The sequence below is a fragment of the Janthinobacterium sp. PSPC3-1 genome, assembly GCF_049896105.1.
Classification (GTDB): domain Bacteria; phylum Pseudomonadota; class Gammaproteobacteria; order Burkholderiales; family Burkholderiaceae_D; genus Janthinobacterium.
In genome coordinates this window covers 75354-92446 of the sequence record NZ_JAFCTQ010000020.1, presented here as the reverse complement: position 1 = coordinate 92446, position 17093 = coordinate 75354, and the positions used below count along the sequence as shown (strand labels likewise).

Annotated in this window: 17 protein-coding genes; 10 read left to right on the top strand and 7 right to left on the bottom strand. The window is 64.1% G+C overall.

The window, feature by feature from the left end; all coding sequences use genetic code 11:
* Positions 1-160: 160 nt before the first annotated feature.
* Positions 161-643, top strand: coding sequence for a CinA family protein (locus ACP7B7_RS19995; protein ID WP_308924240.1), 483 nt, complete (start codon positions 161-163; stop codon positions 641-643).
* Here the strand turns inward: ACP7B7_RS19995 and ACP7B7_RS19990 are convergent.
* The gene (locus ACP7B7_RS19990; RefSeq protein ID WP_426077820.1) at positions 633-2405 is read right to left on the bottom strand and encodes a diguanylate cyclase; all 1773 of its coding nucleotides are present in this window, start codon (positions 2403-2405) and stop codon (positions 633-635) included. The two genes, ACP7B7_RS19995 and ACP7B7_RS19990, sit on opposite strands and share 11 nt — an antisense overlap.
* Before the next feature lie 223 nt (positions 2406-2628).
* Here ACP7B7_RS19990 and ACP7B7_RS19985 point away from each other — a divergent pair, with 223 nt between their 5' ends.
* The 4 genes from ACP7B7_RS19985 to ACP7B7_RS19970 are packed head-to-tail and all read left to right on the top strand — an operon-like array spanning position 2629 to position 7537.
* Positions 2629-3561 (top strand): metallophosphoesterase family protein, encoded by a 933-nt coding sequence (locus ACP7B7_RS19985; RefSeq protein WP_426077819.1) that lies wholly within the window; start codon positions 2629-2631, stop codon positions 3559-3561.
* A gap of 43 nt (positions 3562-3604) precedes the next feature.
* Positions 3605-4333 carry a hypothetical protein gene (locus ACP7B7_RS19980; protein ID WP_308924237.1) on the top strand — a complete coding sequence of 243 codons (729 nt, stop codon included), beginning with the start codon at positions 3605-3607 and terminating at the stop codon, positions 4331-4333.
* Entirely contained in the window at positions 4333-4674 is a 342-nt protein-coding gene (locus tag ACP7B7_RS19975; RefSeq protein ID WP_426077818.1) for a hypothetical protein, read from the top strand. The genes ACP7B7_RS19980 and ACP7B7_RS19975 overlap by 1 nt, the downstream gene beginning before the upstream one ends.
* A 37-nt stretch (positions 4675-4711) precedes the next feature.
* A complete protein-coding gene (locus tag ACP7B7_RS19970; RefSeq protein ID WP_426077817.1) occupies positions 4712-7537 on the top strand; it encodes a M16 family metallopeptidase in 2826 nt (941 codons plus the stop codon).
* A gap of 3 nt (positions 7538-7540) precedes the next feature.
* On the opposite strand, the gene ACP7B7_RS19965 is transcribed toward ACP7B7_RS19970, so the two are convergent.
* Positions 7541-7942, bottom strand: coding sequence for a DUF2809 domain-containing protein (locus tag ACP7B7_RS19965; RefSeq protein WP_426077816.1), 402 nt, complete (start codon positions 7940-7942; stop codon positions 7541-7543).
* A gap of 80 nt (positions 7943-8022) precedes the next feature.
* Entirely contained in the window at positions 8023-8934 is a 912-nt protein-coding gene (locus ACP7B7_RS19960; RefSeq protein ID WP_426077815.1) for a LysR family transcriptional regulator, read from the bottom strand.
* A 97-nt stretch (positions 8935-9031) separates the two neighbouring features.
* On the opposite strand from ACP7B7_RS19960, the gene ACP7B7_RS19955 reads away from it, so the two are divergent.
* Positions 9032-10270 carry an SGNH/GDSL hydrolase family protein gene (locus tag ACP7B7_RS19955; RefSeq protein ID WP_426077814.1) on the top strand — a complete coding sequence of 413 codons (1239 nt, stop codon included), beginning with the start codon at positions 9032-9034 and terminating at the stop codon, positions 10268-10270.
* On the opposite strand, the gene cysK is transcribed toward ACP7B7_RS19955, so the two are convergent.
* Both cysK and ACP7B7_RS19945 read right to left on the bottom strand, forming a co-directional pair.
* Positions 10267-11199, bottom strand: coding sequence for a cysteine synthase A (gene cysK, locus ACP7B7_RS19950; protein WP_426077813.1), 933 nt, complete (start codon positions 11197-11199; stop codon positions 10267-10269). The genes ACP7B7_RS19955 and cysK overlap by 4 nt on opposite strands.
* Before the next feature lie 82 nt (positions 11200-11281).
* The gene (locus tag ACP7B7_RS19945) at positions 11282-11746 is read right to left on the bottom strand and encodes an FKBP-type peptidyl-prolyl cis-trans isomerase (protein WP_308924230.1); all 465 of its coding nucleotides are present in this window, start codon (positions 11744-11746) and stop codon (positions 11282-11284) included.
* A gap of 98 nt (positions 11747-11844) precedes the next feature.
* On the opposite strand from ACP7B7_RS19945, the gene ACP7B7_RS19940 reads away from it, so the two are divergent.
* Complete coding sequence (locus tag ACP7B7_RS19940) at positions 11845-12363, top strand: 2'-5' RNA ligase family protein (RefSeq protein WP_308924229.1); 519 nt, start codon at positions 11845-11847, stop codon at positions 12361-12363.
* On the opposite strand, the gene tcdA is transcribed toward ACP7B7_RS19940, so the two are convergent.
* Complete coding sequence (tcdA, locus tag ACP7B7_RS19935; protein WP_308924228.1) at positions 12310-13194, bottom strand: tRNA cyclic N6-threonylcarbamoyladenosine(37) synthase TcdA; 885 nt, start codon at positions 13192-13194, stop codon at positions 12310-12312. The two genes, ACP7B7_RS19940 and tcdA, sit on opposite strands and share 54 nt — an antisense overlap.
* A gap of 123 nt (positions 13195-13317) precedes the next feature.
* Between tcdA and pdxH the strand changes: the two genes are divergently transcribed.
* Both pdxH and ACP7B7_RS19925 read left to right on the top strand, forming a co-directional pair.
* Positions 13318-14517, top strand: coding sequence for a pyridoxamine 5'-phosphate oxidase (gene pdxH, locus ACP7B7_RS19930; protein WP_426077812.1), 1200 nt, complete (start codon positions 13318-13320; stop codon positions 14515-14517).
* A 113-nt stretch (positions 14518-14630) separates the two neighbouring features.
* Entirely contained in the window at positions 14631-15878 is a 1248-nt protein-coding gene (locus tag ACP7B7_RS19925) for a class I SAM-dependent methyltransferase (RefSeq protein ID WP_426077811.1), read from the top strand.
* Here the strand turns inward: ACP7B7_RS19925 and msrA are convergent.
* On the bottom strand, positions 15875-16414 hold the full coding sequence (msrA, locus tag ACP7B7_RS19920; protein ID WP_308924225.1) for a peptide-methionine (S)-S-oxide reductase MsrA: 540 nt from the start codon (positions 16412-16414) through the stop codon (positions 15875-15877). The genes ACP7B7_RS19925 and msrA overlap by 4 nt on opposite strands.
* Before the next feature lie 166 nt (positions 16415-16580).
* Here msrA and ACP7B7_RS19915 point away from each other — a divergent pair, with 166 nt between their 5' ends.
* Entirely contained in the window at positions 16581-17087 is a 507-nt protein-coding gene (locus ACP7B7_RS19915; protein WP_308924224.1) for a flavin reductase family protein, read from the top strand.
* Positions 17088-17093 lie beyond the last annotated feature (6 nt).

Genomic DNA, 17093 nt, shown 5'->3' with positions numbered 1-17093 from the left:
GATGGTTGCGGTAAATCGCGCGCCAGTCGCCGACCGGCATCCCTGATCATGAGTGTACGCATATCCGCTGTCAAAGGGGAAACTTTCATGGCGTGCGTACGCCTTTTTCGGCACAGTGCGCTGTGCTACAGTCGGCACCTGCCCACCTTATTTCACACCCATGAACAACGATCTTTTTGACTTGGCCCGCGACGTCGGCCAGGCCCTGCATGCCAAGGGGCAACTGCTGGCCACGGCCGAATCGTGCACCGGCGGCGGCGTGGCCCAGGCGGTCACTGACATCGCCGGCTCCAGCGCCTGGTTCGAGCGCGGCTTCGTCACCTATACCAATCTGTCCAAGACCGAGATGCTGGGCGTGCCCGCGCAGTTGATCGCCGGCCACGGCGCCGTCAGCGAGGAAGTCGCCGCCGCCATGGCGCGCGGCGCGCTGGCCCACAGCGGCGCGCACGTCGCCGTGGCCACCACCGGCATTGCCGGCCCCGGCGGCGCCGTACCGGGCAAGCCGGTGGGCACGGTGTGTTTCGGCTGGGCCAGCGCCGGCGCCGTGCAGACGGAACGCCAGGCATTTGCCGGCGACCGCCAGGCCGTGCGCGAGCAGGCGGTGGCGCATGCCTTGCGGGGCTTGCTGAAATTTACGGCGTAGTCCTGGCGATCATGGAACGGTCGCGGCCGGCCTGCTTGGCCGCGTACAGGGCGCTGTCGGCGCGCAGCAGCAACTCGTGGCGGCCGGCGCCGTGCAGCGGGTATTCGGCGATGCCGGCCGAAAAAGTGCAGCCGGACAAGCTATGCGGCGCCTGCTTGATCAGCAACTGGCGGTAGCGCGCGGCAATATCGTCGACCTTGTGCGCCGCCACCAGGCTGTCGGCCTGGCGCAGCAGCAAACAGAATTCCTCGCCGCCGTAGCGGCACACCATGTCGCTGCCGCGCAACTGGCCTTCGACCAGGCGCGCAAACTGGATCAGCACTTCGTCGCCGAAGTTGTGGCCGTAGGTATCGTTGATGCGCTTGAAGAAATCGAGGTCGATGATGATGATGGCCACCGGTTCATCGCCATTGGCCTCGTGCAAGATGGCGTTCAGGCAGCTTTCGAAATGGCGCCGGTTGTACAAGCCCGTCAGGTGGTCGCGCATGGCCTGTTCCTTCAGGCTGTCCTGCAGCGAATTGACATGCATGATCTGGTGCGCCAGTTCGCGGTTCAGGTGCTCGAGCTTGACGTTTTCCGATTCGCGCGCGGCCTGCAGTTCCAGCGCCTTGTCACGCTCGGCCTTCAGGTTGCGCATCTCTTTTTCCAGGTTGCGCATCAGCACGCGCGAGGCCCGCGCGGAACGGCTGCTCGCTTCGAAGGCGGCGTGATACTGCTGCAGGAAACCATACGCGTCCTGCCAGTTGCCAAGCCGGGCGTTGATGTCGGACAGGCCGCGCAGGATCTGCTGCTGGTGAAACGGATTGCGTGTCCAGCTGAGCAGGCTGTGTGCCTGCGTCAATGACACCAGCGCGGTGGCCGGGTCGCCCGCGTGCAAGTCGAGCTTGCCGCGCACCAGCCACACATGCATCTGCTCCTCCAGGTCCTGCGTCTGCTTCGCGTATTGCTCGGCGCGCTGCAATAATTCCAGCGCCGTTTCCGGTTGCTGCAGCGAAATGGCGGCATGGGCGGCGATGCAAAACAAAAAGGCGCGGATCGCCAGATCGTCTTCGGGCCACTCATAAAACGGTTCGACCAGGGCCAGCGCCTCGGCCGGCTTGCCGGTGGCCAGCAAACACATGGCCAGGTTGGCCGAGACGATGGTGTGCTGGTATTTGAGCTTTTGCGTGCCGATGATGTCGAGCGCCTCGTACAGCAAGGGAATCGCATCTTCGTCATTGCCCAGGTCATGCTGCGACGAGGCCAGGTTCGACAGGCTGTTGACACGGTGCGCGGGCGTGCCGAAGCGCTCGGCGATATCGAGCGCCAGCAAAAAGTTGCGCGGCCCCTCCTGCGTGTCGCCACGGTTCAGGGCGTCGACGCCCAGGCGCGCATACAGCATGAATTTATGCAGGGAATCGGGAATCTGCGCGGCGAGCTTGCGTGCCAGAAAGAAAAACTGTTCCGCTTCTGAAAATTCCCCGCGCCGGCTGGCGTAGGCGCCCTGCAGCGCGGCCACTTCCATGCTGCCTTCGAGGTCATAGCACTGGTGAAAATACTGCTGCAGCGCGGCGCTGGACGGTTCGGCTTCACTGCCGTAATAGGCCAGCCAGCACTGATTGAGTTCGGCATACGCATGGCCGCGCGGATACTGCTGGCGCTCGGCGGCGGCCAGCGCCAGTTGCGTCAGGCGCCTGGCCTGGCGGCGGTTGCCCACCACGCAAGACAGGCCCTGCAAATTGAGACGGTCAATATCGGTTTTATCGAGGCTGGATAGCGGCACGGCAACCTTTTCACACTCTGGGGTGGATTTTTCATACAAAAATTGCTTTGTATCAATGGTATTCTTCCCCTTTATCATAACCAGATTTCCTGGTGCACATGGTATCTTTGCAAAGGGTTGTGGTAAAAACGCCAGTGCGCGCTGCTTGCCGGCATGGCCGGGGGCGGTTGCCTGCGGAACAAAAAACAACTATTCTCAACAATCGCCAGCCGCCACTCCGTCCATGACCCTGTCTTCCCCGCTGTCCTGCCCGTTTACCGCCTGCCTGCCCTTGCTGCTGTTATGGGGCTGCGCCGGCGCGCCGTCCGCCCCCGCCACGGCGCCCGCCTACCTGGCCGGACCCGCCTACACCGTCTACGCGGCAGGCGATATCGCCGATTGCCGCCAGCGCGGCTGGCAATACACGGGCGCGGCGCTGACGGCTGAACTGATCGCCGGCGAACTGGCCGGCAAGCCGGAAGCAGCCGTGCTGAGCCTGGGCGACCATACCTATCCGGTGGGCCTGGCGGCGGAATTTCGCGATTGCTATGCCCCCACCTGGGGCCGCTTCAAGGAACGCACCTACCCCACGCCCGGCAACCATGAATACTACGGTTCCAAGTCGGCCAGCGGCTATGTCGACTATTTCGGCCGGCCCGACTATTACAGTTTTCAATTGGGCAGCTGGCATGTGATCTCGCTGAACAGCCATTTGCCGGCCGCGCGGCTGGACGAGCAGCTGGCCTGGCTGAAGGACGACCTGGCGCGCCACCCCACGCGCTGCACCCTGGCCTACTGGCATGCGCCTTTGTACAGCTCGGGCGGCCACCGCGCGCCCAAGACCATGCAGCCGGCCTGGCAGGCGCTGCACGAGGCGGGCGCCGAACTGGTACTGTCGGGCCACGACCACGATTACGAGCGCTTCGCGCCGCAGGACGCCAGCGGCAACGTCGACCAGGCACGCGGCCTGCGCCAGTTCGTGATCGGCACCGGCGGCGCCTTTCTGACGCCCTTCTTTTATTTCATGCCGCACAGCGAAGTGCGCGACAACAGCAGCCATGGCGTGCTCAAGCTGCGCCTGCACGAGGCCGGCTACAGCTGGCAATACCTGGCCGTGCCGGACGACGGCACAGTCGCCCGGCCGGCGCCCGACAGCGGCGCGGCGCCCTGCCATTGATCTTTTCACTTATTACAGACCCAAATCACCTGGAGTAGTCGCAATGCAAAACACGGTACATTTCATCCTGCAGGGCAAAGGCGGCATCGGCAAGACGCTGGTGTCGACCCTGCTGGCGCAATGGATGGGCGGCAAGGATGACACCCCGCTGCGCTGCTATGACACCGACCAGGAAAACGCCACCTTCTCGCGCTACAAGGCGATGAACGTCAAGCATGTGCCGGTGATGACGGAAGGACGCATGATCGATCCGAAGCGTTTTGACGCGCTGATGATCGACATCCTGGAAGCCGACGGCAACTGCGTGGTCGACAACGGCGCCAATACCTTCTCGCCGCTGATGGGCTACCTGCTGGAAAACGACTGCTTCGCGCTGCTGGAAGAATCGGGCCGCAAAGTGTATATCCACACCATCGTCGGCGGCGGCGATACCCTGCACGACACGGCCACCGGCTTTGTCGCCACGGCCCAGTCGACCAAGGTGCCGCTGGTGCTGTGGCAAAACGAACACTTCGGCCTGCTGCAATCGGCTTCCGGCAAGCAGTTCATGGAATCGCAGTCGTATGCCGACCATCGCGCGCGCGTCAAAGGCAGCATCACCTTGTCGCAACGCAATCCGGACACCTTTGGCGCCGACGTGAAAAAAATGAACACGGCCCGCCTGACGATGCAGGAAGTGCTGCAGAACGACAAGTTCAACATCATGGAAAAACAGCGCATCAAGGTGGTCTACCGCGATATTTTCGAACAACTCGACAAGGTGCAATGGTAGTGGACCAACACAAACTGCGCAGCCATGTGTTCGACAAGACCGGCATCAAGATCGATACCGACGACCCGATTTTCGCCCTGGTCGCACTGAACGAAGCGGTGCTGGCCGAGACCATCGAACGCCAGCTGGCGATACTCAATGCCGCCACCGACGCGCTGGCGGCGCAGGCCTGTGCGGCGGGCGGCCTGCCGCCGCTGGCCAAGCCGCTGATACCACCAGCGCCGGCGACCCATGCCAGCGGATGGACGCCGCGCGAATGGCGCCTGCTGGGCGCGGCCGCCATCGTCTCGCTGGCCACGTCGCTGCTGGTGCTCGGTGGCGCCGCGCTGCTGTGGCGCTGACCCGACAATTCCTTATAACCATCAACTGGAAGCACGCATGAAACCGATCAAACTGCTGGCCATCCCCGCCCTGATGCTGTCGCTGTACGGCGCCCCGCTGTCTCTCGGCCATGCGGCCGAAGCCGCCGTGGCCGCGCCCACCGGCGCCACCGCCGTGCCGAACATTGCCTACGAAAAATACACCTTGCCCAACGGCCTGGAAGTGATCCTGGTCGAAGACCATAAACTGCCCGTCACCGCCGTCAATATCTGGTACCACGTGGGACCGGCCAATGAAGCGCCGGGCCTGACCGGTTTTGCCCATTTGTTCGAACACATGATGTTCGCCGCCACCAAGCACGTGCCGCGCGGTCTGGCCGACCAGTTGCTCGAAGGCGCGGGCGCCACCGATTCGAACGGCAGCACCGATTTCGACCGCACCAATTATTTCGACACGGTACCGTCGAACCAGCTGGAACTTGCGCTGTGGACCCATTCCGACCGCATGGGCTACCTGCTCGACGTGCTGGACCAGACGGCGCTGACCAACCAGCAGGACGTGGTGCGCAACGAGCGCCGCCAGAGCGTGGAAAACGCCCCGTACGGCATCGTGCAGGAAGCGCTGTTCCACCAGCTGTTTCCGAAGAACCACCCTTATTACGCCAGCGTGATCGGCTCGCACGCCGACATCCAGAACGCCAAGCTGGACGACATCAAGGAATTCTTCACCAAATACTATGGCCCGAATAACGCCAGCCTGGTGATCGCCGGCGATATCGACAAGGCGAAAACCAGGGAGCTGGTCAACAAATACTTCGGCAGCTTCAAGAGCGGCCCGGCGGTGGAAAAACCGAACGTGGTCACGCCCGCCATCACCAGCGAGCGCCGGGTGGTGGTGCAGGACAGGGTCGAATTGCCGCGCGTCTATTTCGGCTGGCTGACGCCTTCGGCTTACACGAAAGACGATGCGGAACTCAAAATTGCCGCGCAGATCCTGGCCGGCGGCAAATCGAGCCGTTTATATAAATCGCTGGTGTATGACAAGCAGATCGCCCAGGACGTGGGCGCCGACCAGGGTTCGGCCGCGTTGACCTCGATGTTTACCATCGACGCCACCGCCCGCCCCGGCCACAAGCCGGAGGAAATCGAGCAGGCGCTGAACGCCGAGCTGGAAAAACTGCGCGCGGAAGGCCCGACCGAGAAGGAAATCGAGCGCGCCCGCAACGGCATCGAAACCATCATGCTGAGCCAGGTGGAAAAAGTGGGCGGCCGCGGCGTGGCCAACCTGCTCAACGAATACAACCAGTACACGGGCGACCCCGGCTACCTGGCGAAAGATATCGAACGCTACCGGCAAGTGACGGTGGCCGGCGTGCAGCGCGCGGTCGACACCTACCTGAAAACCCAGGCGCGGGTGGTGGTGTATGGCGTGCCCGGCAAGCCCGACCTGGGACCGGAAGTGGCGACACCCGCAGCGGGCAAGGTCAAGGCCCAGCCCGGCACGGCCATCAATGCCGACGAGCCATGGCGCAACAAGGTACCGGGCGCCGGCCCCGCACCGGCGATCAAGCTGCCGCAAGGCAAATCGTTCACGCTGGCCAATGGCCTGACCGTGATCCACAACTACAACCCGGCCGTGCCGCTGGTCGCCAGCCAGCTGGTGGTGAAAAGCGGCTCGGGCGCCAATCCGCTGGCCCAGCCCGGCCTGTCGAGCTTTACGGCGCAGTTGTTGCAGGAAGGCACGGCCTCCCGCAGCGCGCCGCAGATCGCCGATGAAGTGGCGCAGCTGGGCGCCTTCCTGGGTACCGGTTCCGGCGCCGACAGTTCGTTCGCGCAGATGACGTCCTTGAAAAGCACCTTCCCGCAGGCGCTGGACCTGCTGGCCGACGTGGTGCAGCACCCGCAGTTTCCGCAAGAGGAAGTGGAACGCCAGCGCGCCAGCCGCATCGGCAACCTGGCGCAGCAGCGCGAAAACGCCGGCTTTGTCGCCGCCCGCGTGGAAGCGGCCGCCCTGTACGGCCCGAAGCACCCGTACGGCTATATCCAGCTGGGCACGGAAGCGGCCCTGAAAGCCACCACCCGCGCCGACCTGCAGCGTTTCTGGCAGCAGCATTACGTGCCGAACAATGCGGCCCTGATCGTCTCGGGCGATATCACGGAAAGCGAACTGAAGGCGCTGGCTGAAGCCAAGTTCGGCGCCTGGAAAGCCGGCGAAGTCGCGCCATCGGTGGCGGCCACGCCTGCCACCAGCAAGGCCAGGCTGATCCTGGTCGACAAGCCCGGCGCGCCACAGACGGCGCTGCGCCTGTCGAACATCGCGGTCGACCGCAAGACGCCCGACTACGCACCGCTGCAAGTGATGAACGCGGCCCTGGGCGGCCTGTTCACCAGCCGCCTGAACACGAACTTGCGCGAAGAAAAGGGCTATACCTACGGCGTGCGCTCGCAGTTCCAGTACCGCAGCCTGCCCGGCCCGTTCGCGATCGCCGCCAGCGTGCGCACCGACGTGACGGGCGCGGCCGTGTCGGAAACGGTGAAGGAACTGCGCGCCATGATCGCCAAGCCCTTGTCCGCCAAGGAACTGTCGAACGCGCGCAATTCGCAGGTGCTGTCCTTGCCGGGCCAGTTCGACACCAACGCCAGCGTCAGCGCCAGCATGGCCAACACCTATGTCTACAACCTGGGGCTGGACTACTACACCCTGCTGCCGCAGCGCTTTGCCAGCGTGACGGACAAGCAGGTGCAGCAGGTGGCAAGGAAATACCTGCAGCCTGAAAAGCTGATCGTGATCGGCGTCGGCGACCAAACAAAAATAGCGCCGCAACTGGCCAAGCTGAAACTGGCGCCGGTGGAAGTGCGCGACGCGGAAGGGAACGTCAAATAAGGCTTAGCGTCGCTTGAACAAAGCGACGCTATCGACGATCGCCGCCACGGCCACCCCGGCCGTGTAGGCGATCAGGTCAGCCCAGCCGAAGAACGATCCCAGCACCAGGTGGCCCAGGGTGTGGCTGCGCAGCTCGACGATCCATGGCGCCTGGTAGAGCTGGCTGAACTCGACCGCAAAGCAGACCAGCAAGGCCCACAGCGCCAGCTGCCAGGTACGCATGCGGGTGGCAACGATGCCCAGCGCAAACACGATCATCATGGCCCACAGGGCGTCGCCCGGATACTTGCCGAGCGCGTCGGGCAGCGATTGGGGAAAGGCGCGCGAGGCCAGGCCCAGCGCAATGACCACCACGGTGGCAGCGAGCTGCAACAGGCGGCGGCGTTCAGGTTTTACCAGGAACATATTTCCATTCAAGACAGGTGACGGGCCGCACCAATGCGGCCTGTGCCGTATTGTACTGCGCAGCAACACGCAACTGGCGGCTATCTGGGCGACAAGCTGACATTCTCGGCCAGGAAATCAAGCACGGCGCGCACGCGCAGCGGCACATGGCCGCCTTGCCCCACATACACGGCGTGCACTTCTTCGCTGTCACCGGGATTGCACGCTTCCAGCACGGCCCGCAGGCGGCCGGCGGCCAGGTCGTCGCGCACCTGGAAGGCCGCCAGGCGCGCCAGGCCGACGCCGGCCAGCGCCAGCTGGCGCAAGGCCTCGCCATCGCTGGCCTGCACATTGCCCAGCACCGGCACGATGAATTCGCCGCCGTCGTGGCGCAGCGGCCAGCCGGTATTGGTGCGCGCGTAATTGGCGTCGAGCAGGTTATGACCGGCCAGTTCGCCCGGTGTGGCCGGCATGCCGCAGCGCGCCAGGTAGGCGGGCGAGGCGACGATCACCATCGGCGTCTGGCCCAGCTTGCGTGCCATCAGGTTCGAGCTTTTCAGGGGGCCGGCGCGCACGGCCACGTCGGTGCGTTGCTCGAGGATATCGACCACGGCATCGGTCAGCACGATGTCGAGCGTCACGCCAGGATAGCGCGCCAGAAACGCCGGCGCCAGCGGCAGCAAAAAATGGTGGCCGAACGGCACATTGGCATTGATGCGCACGCGGCCGCGCGGCGTGTCCTGCACGCCGGCGCAGCGCTCGGCCTCGTCCAGCGCCTCCAGCACCCGCACGCCCCGCTCATACAGGCCGCAGCCTTCGGCCGTCAGCTGCAGCTGGCGCGTGGAACGGTTCAGCAAGCGCGCGCCCAGGCGCTGCTCCAGGCGCGACACCAGTTTGCTGACGGCCGACGGCGTCATGCCGCAGGCGCGCGCGGCCGCCGAGAAACCGCCCAGTTCGATCACGCGCACGAATACTTCCAGCTCGCCCGAACGGTTGACATCGAGTCTTCCCATGTGAATTCAACTCATAAATGTTCTTCGTTCACATAGTCTAGTACATGAATGGAAGTGAGGCCATCATCGAGTCTTTCCATCAAGGTAGCCTTCCACCATGACACTGTATGCCGCCCTTTCCGCCCTGCTGCTGGCCAGCGCCCCCGCTGCCGGCGCCGACACCGCCTGGCTGGCCAGCTGGAGCGCCAGCCCGCAAGCCGTCTGGAGCAACGACTTCATCCTGCCCGCCAACGTGCCGGCCCGCCTGCACGACCAGACCGTGCGCCAGGTGGCGCGCGTCAGCCTGGGCGGCCAGCGCGTACGCATCGTGCTGTCGAATGCCCATGGCGCCACGCCGTTGACGATAGGCGCGGCCACCCTGGCGCTGGCGGCGGAAGGATCGGCCATCGTGCCGGGCAGCTTGCGCGCCATGACGTTTGGCGGGCACAGTGGCGCCACCATCGCACCGGGCGCACCGCTGCTCAGCGACCCGATCACGCTCGGCGTGCCCGACCTGACCCGCCTGGCGGTCAGCATCCATGTGCCGCAGGATACGGCGATCACCACGTTCCACTGGGACGGCCGCGAGACGGCCTGGATCGCGCCGGGACAGCAGACGGGCGCCGGCAGCCTTGATGAAACGCGCGCCACCAGCACCACGGCGCGCCTGTTGCTGAGCAGCATACAGGTGGAGGCCACTGCGGCCACGCAGGCGGTGGCGGTGATCGGTGACTCGATCACCGATGGCGCCGGCGCCAGCCTGGGGCGCGATACGCGCTGGCCCGACGTGCTGGCCGAACGGCTGGCGCCGCATGGCGTGGCTGTCATCAATGCCGGGATCTCCGGTGCGCGCCTGCTGGCCGACGGCATGGGCAGCAATGCGCTGGCGCGGCTTGAACGCGATGTGCTGGGCCAGCCCGGCGTGCGCACGGTGATGATTGCTTTGGGTATCAATGACATCAGCTGGCCCGGCACGGCCTTCGATCCGCATGGCCGGCGGCCGACGCTGGAAGCATTAACGGCAGGCTACCGCCAGTTGACTGCGCAGGCGCGCAGCCGGGGCATGCGCGTGATCGTCGCGACATTGACGCCATTCGAAGGCGCCCTGCCCGGCACGCCGCTGGCCGACTACTACCAACCAGAAAAGGAAGCGCTGCGCCAGCGGCTCAATGGGTGGATACGCGGCAGCGGCAGCTTTGACGCCGTGCTCGATGCCGACGCGCTGTTGCGCGACCCGGTGCATCCCTCACGGCTGCTGCCGGCGTACGACTCGGGCGACCATCTGCACCCGGGCGACGCCGGCAACCGCGCGCTGGCCGAGGCGGTCGACCTGCGCGTGTTGATAGCTGAGCCTTAGTCGCCCAGCCCCGCATACAGCGCCGTGCTCAAGTAGCGCTCGCCGAACGACGGGATAATGGTGACGATGGTCTTGCCGGCGTTTTCCGGACGCTGCGCCACCTGCAAGGCAGCCCACAGGGCGGCGCCCGACGAGATGCCGACCAGCAAGCCTTCATCGCTGGCGGCCAGGCGCGCGGTGGCGAACGCATCGTCGTTCTTGACGCAGATGACTTCGTCATAGATGGCGGTATTCAGGATCTGCGGCACGAAGCCGGCGCCGATGCCCTGGATCGGGTGCGGTCCCTTGGTGCCTTTCGACAGCATCGGCGACGCTTCCGGCTCCACCGCGATGATCTGCACGCCGGGCTTGCGTTCCTTCAGCACTTCGCCGATGCCGGTGATGGTGCCGCCGGTGCCGACGCCGGCGATGACGATGTCGACCTGGCCATCGGTATCGCGCCAGATTTCCTCGGCCGTGGTCTGGCGGTGGATGGCGGGATTGGCGGGGTTATTGAATTGCTGCAGCATCAGATAGCGCGGATCGGCGGCGACCAGTTCTTCGGCCTTGCGGATGGCGCCCAGCATGCCTTCGCTGCCTGGCGTCAAGACCAGTTCGGCGCCGTAGGCGCGCAACAGGATGCGCCGTTCGCGGCTCATGGTGTCGGGCATGACCAGGGTGCAGCGGTAGCCGCGCGCGGCGCAGACCATCGCCAGCGCGATGCCGGTATTGCCGCTGGTGGGCTCGACGATGACGGTGTCGGAATGGATCAGGCCGGCGCTTTCGGCGGCCGCGACCATGGCCAGGCCGATACGGTCCTTGACGCTATGGGCGGGATTGTAGAATTCGAGTTTGGCCAGGATGGTGGCCACACTGCCGGCGGCGATGCGGTTGATGCGCACCAGCGGTGTATTGCCGATCAGTTCAGTGACGTCGTTGGCGATATTCATGGGGGAGTCTCCACGGTTGCAGGAAGCCCCAGTCTACCGCCTTTGACAGCAACGCGCGAGGGCGTTGCTGTCAAATAATCAATTACTTAATATCAAGCAATTCGACATCGAAGATCAATGCCGAGTTCGGTGGAATGTCGCCATTGCCGGCGCCGCGCGGGCCGTAAGCCAACTCGCCAGGAATGATCAGGGTGCGCTTGCCGCCCACTTTCATGCCGGCCACGCCCTGGTCCCAGCCCTTGATGACCATGCCCTTGCCCAGCGGGAAGTCAAACGGGCCACGGCCGACCGAGCTGTCGAACTGCTTGCCGCGCGAGTTTTTCGCCAGCGGACGGTAGAGCCAGCCCGTGTAATGCACGCTGACGGTATTGCCGGCCGTTGCTTCCTTGCCGGCGCCAACCTTGTTGTCGATAATGATCAGCTTGTCGGCCGCAGGGCCTGGGCTCATCGATACGGCCGACGCCGGTACGGGAGCGGGGACTTGCGCCTGCGCCAGCGACGCGGCGACGGAGCAGATCAGGGCAAACAATACGGAGCTACGCGTCATGATGGTTACTTTCCTTGAGTTTCAATGAGATTTCAGTCAGACCCTGCCATGGCTGATGGGCAGGATGCGCGACAATAATAGCAAACCATGGGAGCGATATGAAAAACTTGTCACCACAGCCACGCCTGTTTTATGGCCTGTGGCCCGATGCGGCCACGCGTGGCGCCTTCGCCGCGCTGCAGCCGGCCGCCGGCGGCACGCCCTCGCACGCCGACAAGCTGCACCTGACCATGGCGTTCCTGGGCCAGCGCGAAGCGCACGATTTACCGGTGCTGCAAAGCATCCTCGACGAGGTACCGGCCAGCGCCATGACCTTGTGTTTCGACCATTACAGTTATTTTCCCAAAGCCGAGCTGAGCTGGGCCGCGCTGCGCGAGACGCCGCCGGCACTGCTGGCGCTGCGCGCCGCGCTGATGCAAGAGCTCGCTTGCGCCGGCCTGGCGCCCGCCTTCGAGCACGACCGTTTTACGCCGCACGTGACCCTGGCGCGCAAGGCGGGCCCGCCCCCATCGGCGCCGTTTTCTCCCATCACCTGGCAGGCCGGCGAACTGGTGCTGGTCGAGTCAATCAAGAGCAGCGGCGACTACCATATCCTGGCCAGCCGGCGGCTGGGCTAAGATGTCGGCCTGTGGCTGGCGCAGGCTTTTCAGCGCATGCGCGGCGGCCACCATGCCGAAGCTGGCCGTGACCACCACGCTGGAACCGAAGCCGGCGCAGTTCAGGCCGGTCACGCCGGCGGCCGCGCCATCGCCACTGATCTCGCAGGCGTCGCCAGTCTCGGGCGTCGTTAATGGCTCCATCGAAAACACGGCGTCGACATTGAACTTGTTTTTCACGCCGCGGGGAAAACCGTAGTCGGTGCGCAAATGCTTGCGCACGCGCTTGAGCAGCGGTTCCTGTTCCGTTTTCGCCAGGTCGCGCACGGCGATCAGGGTCGGGTCCGTCTGGCCGCCGGCGCTGCCGATGGTCAGCATCGGCAGGTTGCGGCCGCGGCAATACGCGATCAGCGCCGCCTTCGAGCGGGCATTGTCGATGGCGTCGACCAGGTAATCGAAATGCTGGCCGCCCAGCAATTGCTCCAGGTTATCGGGGGCAATGAAATCTTCGACTTGCGTGACCTGGCAAAACGGGTTGATCAGGCTGATGCGTTCGGCCAGGGCCGTGATCTTGGCCTTGCCGATGGTGTCGCTCATGGCCTGGATCTGGCGGTTGATATTCGACTCGGCCACGTTATCGAGGTCGATCAGGGTCAAATGTCCGACGGCGCTGCGGGCCAAGGCTTCGACGATCCAGGAACCGACGCCGCCCACGCCGATCACACACACATGGGCGGCGCGAAAGCGCGCCAGTGCCGGCGCGCCATACAGGCGGGCGATGCCGCCGAAGCGCCGTTCAAAATCGATCTCGGTCAAGTCCGGGGAAATAAGTTCATGGGTGGAGGTATGCATGGCGCCATTTTAACGGACACGGCGCTGACGGATATTCTAAAATGACCGACACTAGCGTCCGGCAGGCAGCGACTGTCGCCGCGCCCCAACACTGCACAACATCGATTAACAGGAAAGCACACCATGACCGTCCCGCTGTTCGACTCCGTTCCCGGCTTTGACCAGCCGATTGCCGTGCTCAAGCATTGCCACGACAAGATCCGCAAGCAACTGACGACCTTGCAAAACCTGCTGGCCTACCTGCCCCAGCAAGGCAATACGATCGCGGCGCAGCAGGCGGCCAAGGCGGTGCTGCAATACTTCAACAAGGCCGCCCATCTGCATCACGATGATGAAGAGCAGGACCTGATGCCGATGCTGCAAGCGACCGCCAGCGGCGCGGACGCCGCCCTGCTGGCCACCCTGGTGCCGGAAATCCTGGCCGACCATCAGCGCATGGACCAGGCATGGTCCACCCTGCGCCCGCAGCTCGATGCGATTGCCGCCGGCGCCAGCACCGAGCTGTCGACCGATGGCGTAAACGCCTATGTGGACGCCTATCACGCGCACATGAGCAAGGAAGAAAGCCAGCTGGCGCCGATGGCCAAGCGCCTGTTCAGCGCGCAGCAGATGGAGCAATTGGGTACGGCCATGCAGCGCCGGCGCGGGATTGCGCCGGAAGAGGCACCGGCAGCGGCCGACCCTGCCGCCGCCCTGGCCGCCATGCGCACCGATTACCTGCATTCCAGCCTGTCCGAAGCCGATGTGCTGGCCGACCCGGTGGCGCAATTCCAGAAATGGTTCGATGAAGCGCTCAAGGCACAGGTCGGTGAACCGAACGCCATGACCTTGTCCACCGTCAGCCCTGAAGGCAAGCCCAGCTCGCGCATCGTGCTGATCAAGCAATTCGACGCACGCGGTTTTACCTGGTACACGAATTACAACAGCGAAAAAGGCCAGCAACTGGAGCACAACCCGCAGGCATCGCTGCTGTTTTTCTGGCGCGAACTGGAACGGCAAGTGCGTATCGAAGGCACGGTGGTAAAGACCTCGGCCGCCGAGAGCGACGAATACTTCAATGTGCGGCCCTTGCAAAGCCGCCTGTCGGCCATCGCCTCGCGGCAAAGCGCGACTATCGGCAGCCGCGCCGAACTCGAAGCCAATTTTGACGCCGTGGCGGCCGTCGCCGGTGACACGCCGGCGCGTCCCGCGCACTGGGGCGGCTACCGCCTGCAGCCGGAACGCATCGAATTCTGGCAGGGCCGCCGCTCGCGCTTCCACGACCGCATCGTATTTACCCGTGGCACCGACGGGGCCTGGAGCATGGAGCGTCTGCAACCGTAGTGCAGGCGCAGAGCAAACCCATCAATATGGGTGTAGGCTATGAGGGGTAGGATCTGAATAATATTGTTGTTCAATTAACGGCCGCCGACGCGGCCGCTTCATTGGAGGCTATCTTGTTTGTTCAAAACCAACTCAAGTCCTGGATAGACGGCATGCGCAGCAAGGCTGCCTTGCCGCTGCGCATAGAGCTGTGGAACGGCCAGCACGTCGACCTGTCCAGCGAAGCGCCGCGCGTCACCATCCGCCTGCCCACGGTCGCCTCGGCCCGCTACCTGCTCAACCCTTCGCTGGCGAACCTGGGGTCGGCTTATGTGGAAGGCAATATCGAGGTCAAGGGCACGGCCCAGGACATGATTTCCATCTGCAATGCGCTGGCGCGCAACACCCTCAAGCCGGAGGGCAAGCTGGCCCGCATCGTGCGCAGCTTTACGCACGACAAGAGCAAGGACGCCGAAGCGATCCGCTATCACTACGATGTGTCGAACGACTTCTACCAGCAGTTCCTCGATCCGGCCCTGGTGTATTCCTGCGCCTACTTCGAACACGGCGATGAAACCCTGGCGCAGGCGCAAGTCAAGAAGATCGACCATATCCTGAAGAAAATCCAGTTGCAGCCGGGCCAGAGCCTGCTCGATATCGGCTGCGGCTGGGGTGCGCTGGTGATCCGCGCCGCGCAGCAATATGGCGCCCGCTGCGTCGGCGTGACCCTGTCGGAAAACCAGTACCAATTGGCGCGCGCGCGTGTGGCACAGGCCGGCCTGGAACACCTGGTCGAAATCCGCCTGCAGGACTACCGCGACGTCACGGGCCAGTTCGACCGCATTACCAGCGTCGGCATGTTCGAACACGTGGGCCTGAAGCACTTGCCCGATTATTTCTCCATCATTAACAAACTGCTGGCGCCGGAAGGCATGGCGATGAACCATGGCATCACTTCCACCGATCCGGACAATGGCGAAACGCCGTACGGCGGCGGCGAGTTCATCGAAAAATACGTGTTTCCGCATGGCGAACTGGCGCATATCGGCAATGTGCTGAAAACCATGCAGCAAGGCGGGCTGGAAGTGCTGGACGTGGAAAACCTGCGCCGCCACTATGCGCGCACGTGTGCGCTATGGACGGAAAACTTCGAAGCGCATGCCGAGCAGATCCGGCCGCTGGCGGGCGAGCGCCGTTTTCGCATCTGGCACGTCTACCTGGCCGGCTGCAGCTATGCTTTCGAGCAAGATTTGATCAGCCTGTACCAGATCGTCTGCGTCAAGGCGGGCCGGCGTGCCACTACCCTGCCGTGGTCGCGCAACTACATGTACGACGCGCAAGCGATCGCGCTGCCGCCACAGGCGCCCGTGCTGGCCCATTAACCTGATTTGGCCAGGCTGGCGTAGATGGCGCGAAACTGGTCGACCTTGGGCACCGCCACCAGTGCGCAATAACTGAGCAATGGGTGGCGCGCCACATAATCCTGCTGCGCGTCCTCGGCCTGATACCAGGGCGCGGCCGGCAGTACTTGCGTGACGATGGGCGCATCCCATACGCCGGCCATCTCGGCGATCACCTGGCGCGCCACCGCTTCCTGCCGTGCCGACTGGGCAAAGATCACGGAGCGGTACTGCGGTCCGACGTCATTGCCCTGCCGGTCGACGGTGGTCGGATCGTGGCTGGTGAAAAACACTTCCAGCACGTCGTGGTAGCTGACGATGGCCGGATCGAATGCCAGCCTCACCACCTGCGCGTGCCCCGTGTCGCCCGTGGCCACCTGCTCGTGCGTGGGCTGCGGCAAGTGCCCGCCGGCATAGCCGCACGCCACCGCCGTCACGCCGCGCACCTGGCGGTAGACCGCGTCCAGGCACCAGAAACACCCGCCACCGAGTACCGCCACCTCCATCTGTTCGCTCATCTCGTACTCCCGGATCGTTCATTATTCGCCATGACAATCTTGCTTGTTCCACCACTGTAGCGCAAACCCGCGCCGCCTGCCGCCAGCGTGCAACTTGCCTTTCCAGCCATGCTTGCGCCGTATCGGTGATTTTTTGGCATAATGTCGGCAAACAGACAGGTCTCCCATGAACACACTTTCTCCCCGCGCGCCGGCGCAAGCATTCGATACACCTCATTTCCGACAGGCATTGTCGCAATTTGCCACCGGCGTGACGGTGATCACCACGCGCCTGGCCGACGGCACATTTCGCGGACTGACGGCCAGTTCCTTCAATTCCGTGTCGCTGTCGCCGCCGCTGGTGCTGTGGAGCCTGGGCGAGGCGGCCAACAGCATGCCCATCTTCAGCGGCAACTCGCATTATGTGATCAATGTGCTCGGTGCCGGCCAGGCCGAACTGGCGCAACGTTTTTCGCGCCGTACGCCGAATCCCTTCGACGACGTGGAATACGAACTGTCGCGCACCGGCCAGCCCATCCTGAAAGGCGCCTCCGCCTGGTTCGAATGCCATAACCGCAGCCGCTACCCGGAAGGCGACCATGTCATCTTTGTCGGCGAAGTCGAGCAATGCGCGTATACGGCCCAGCCGCCGCTGATTTTCCATCACGGCAAGTTCAGTACCCTGCCCGAGTAAGGCGCA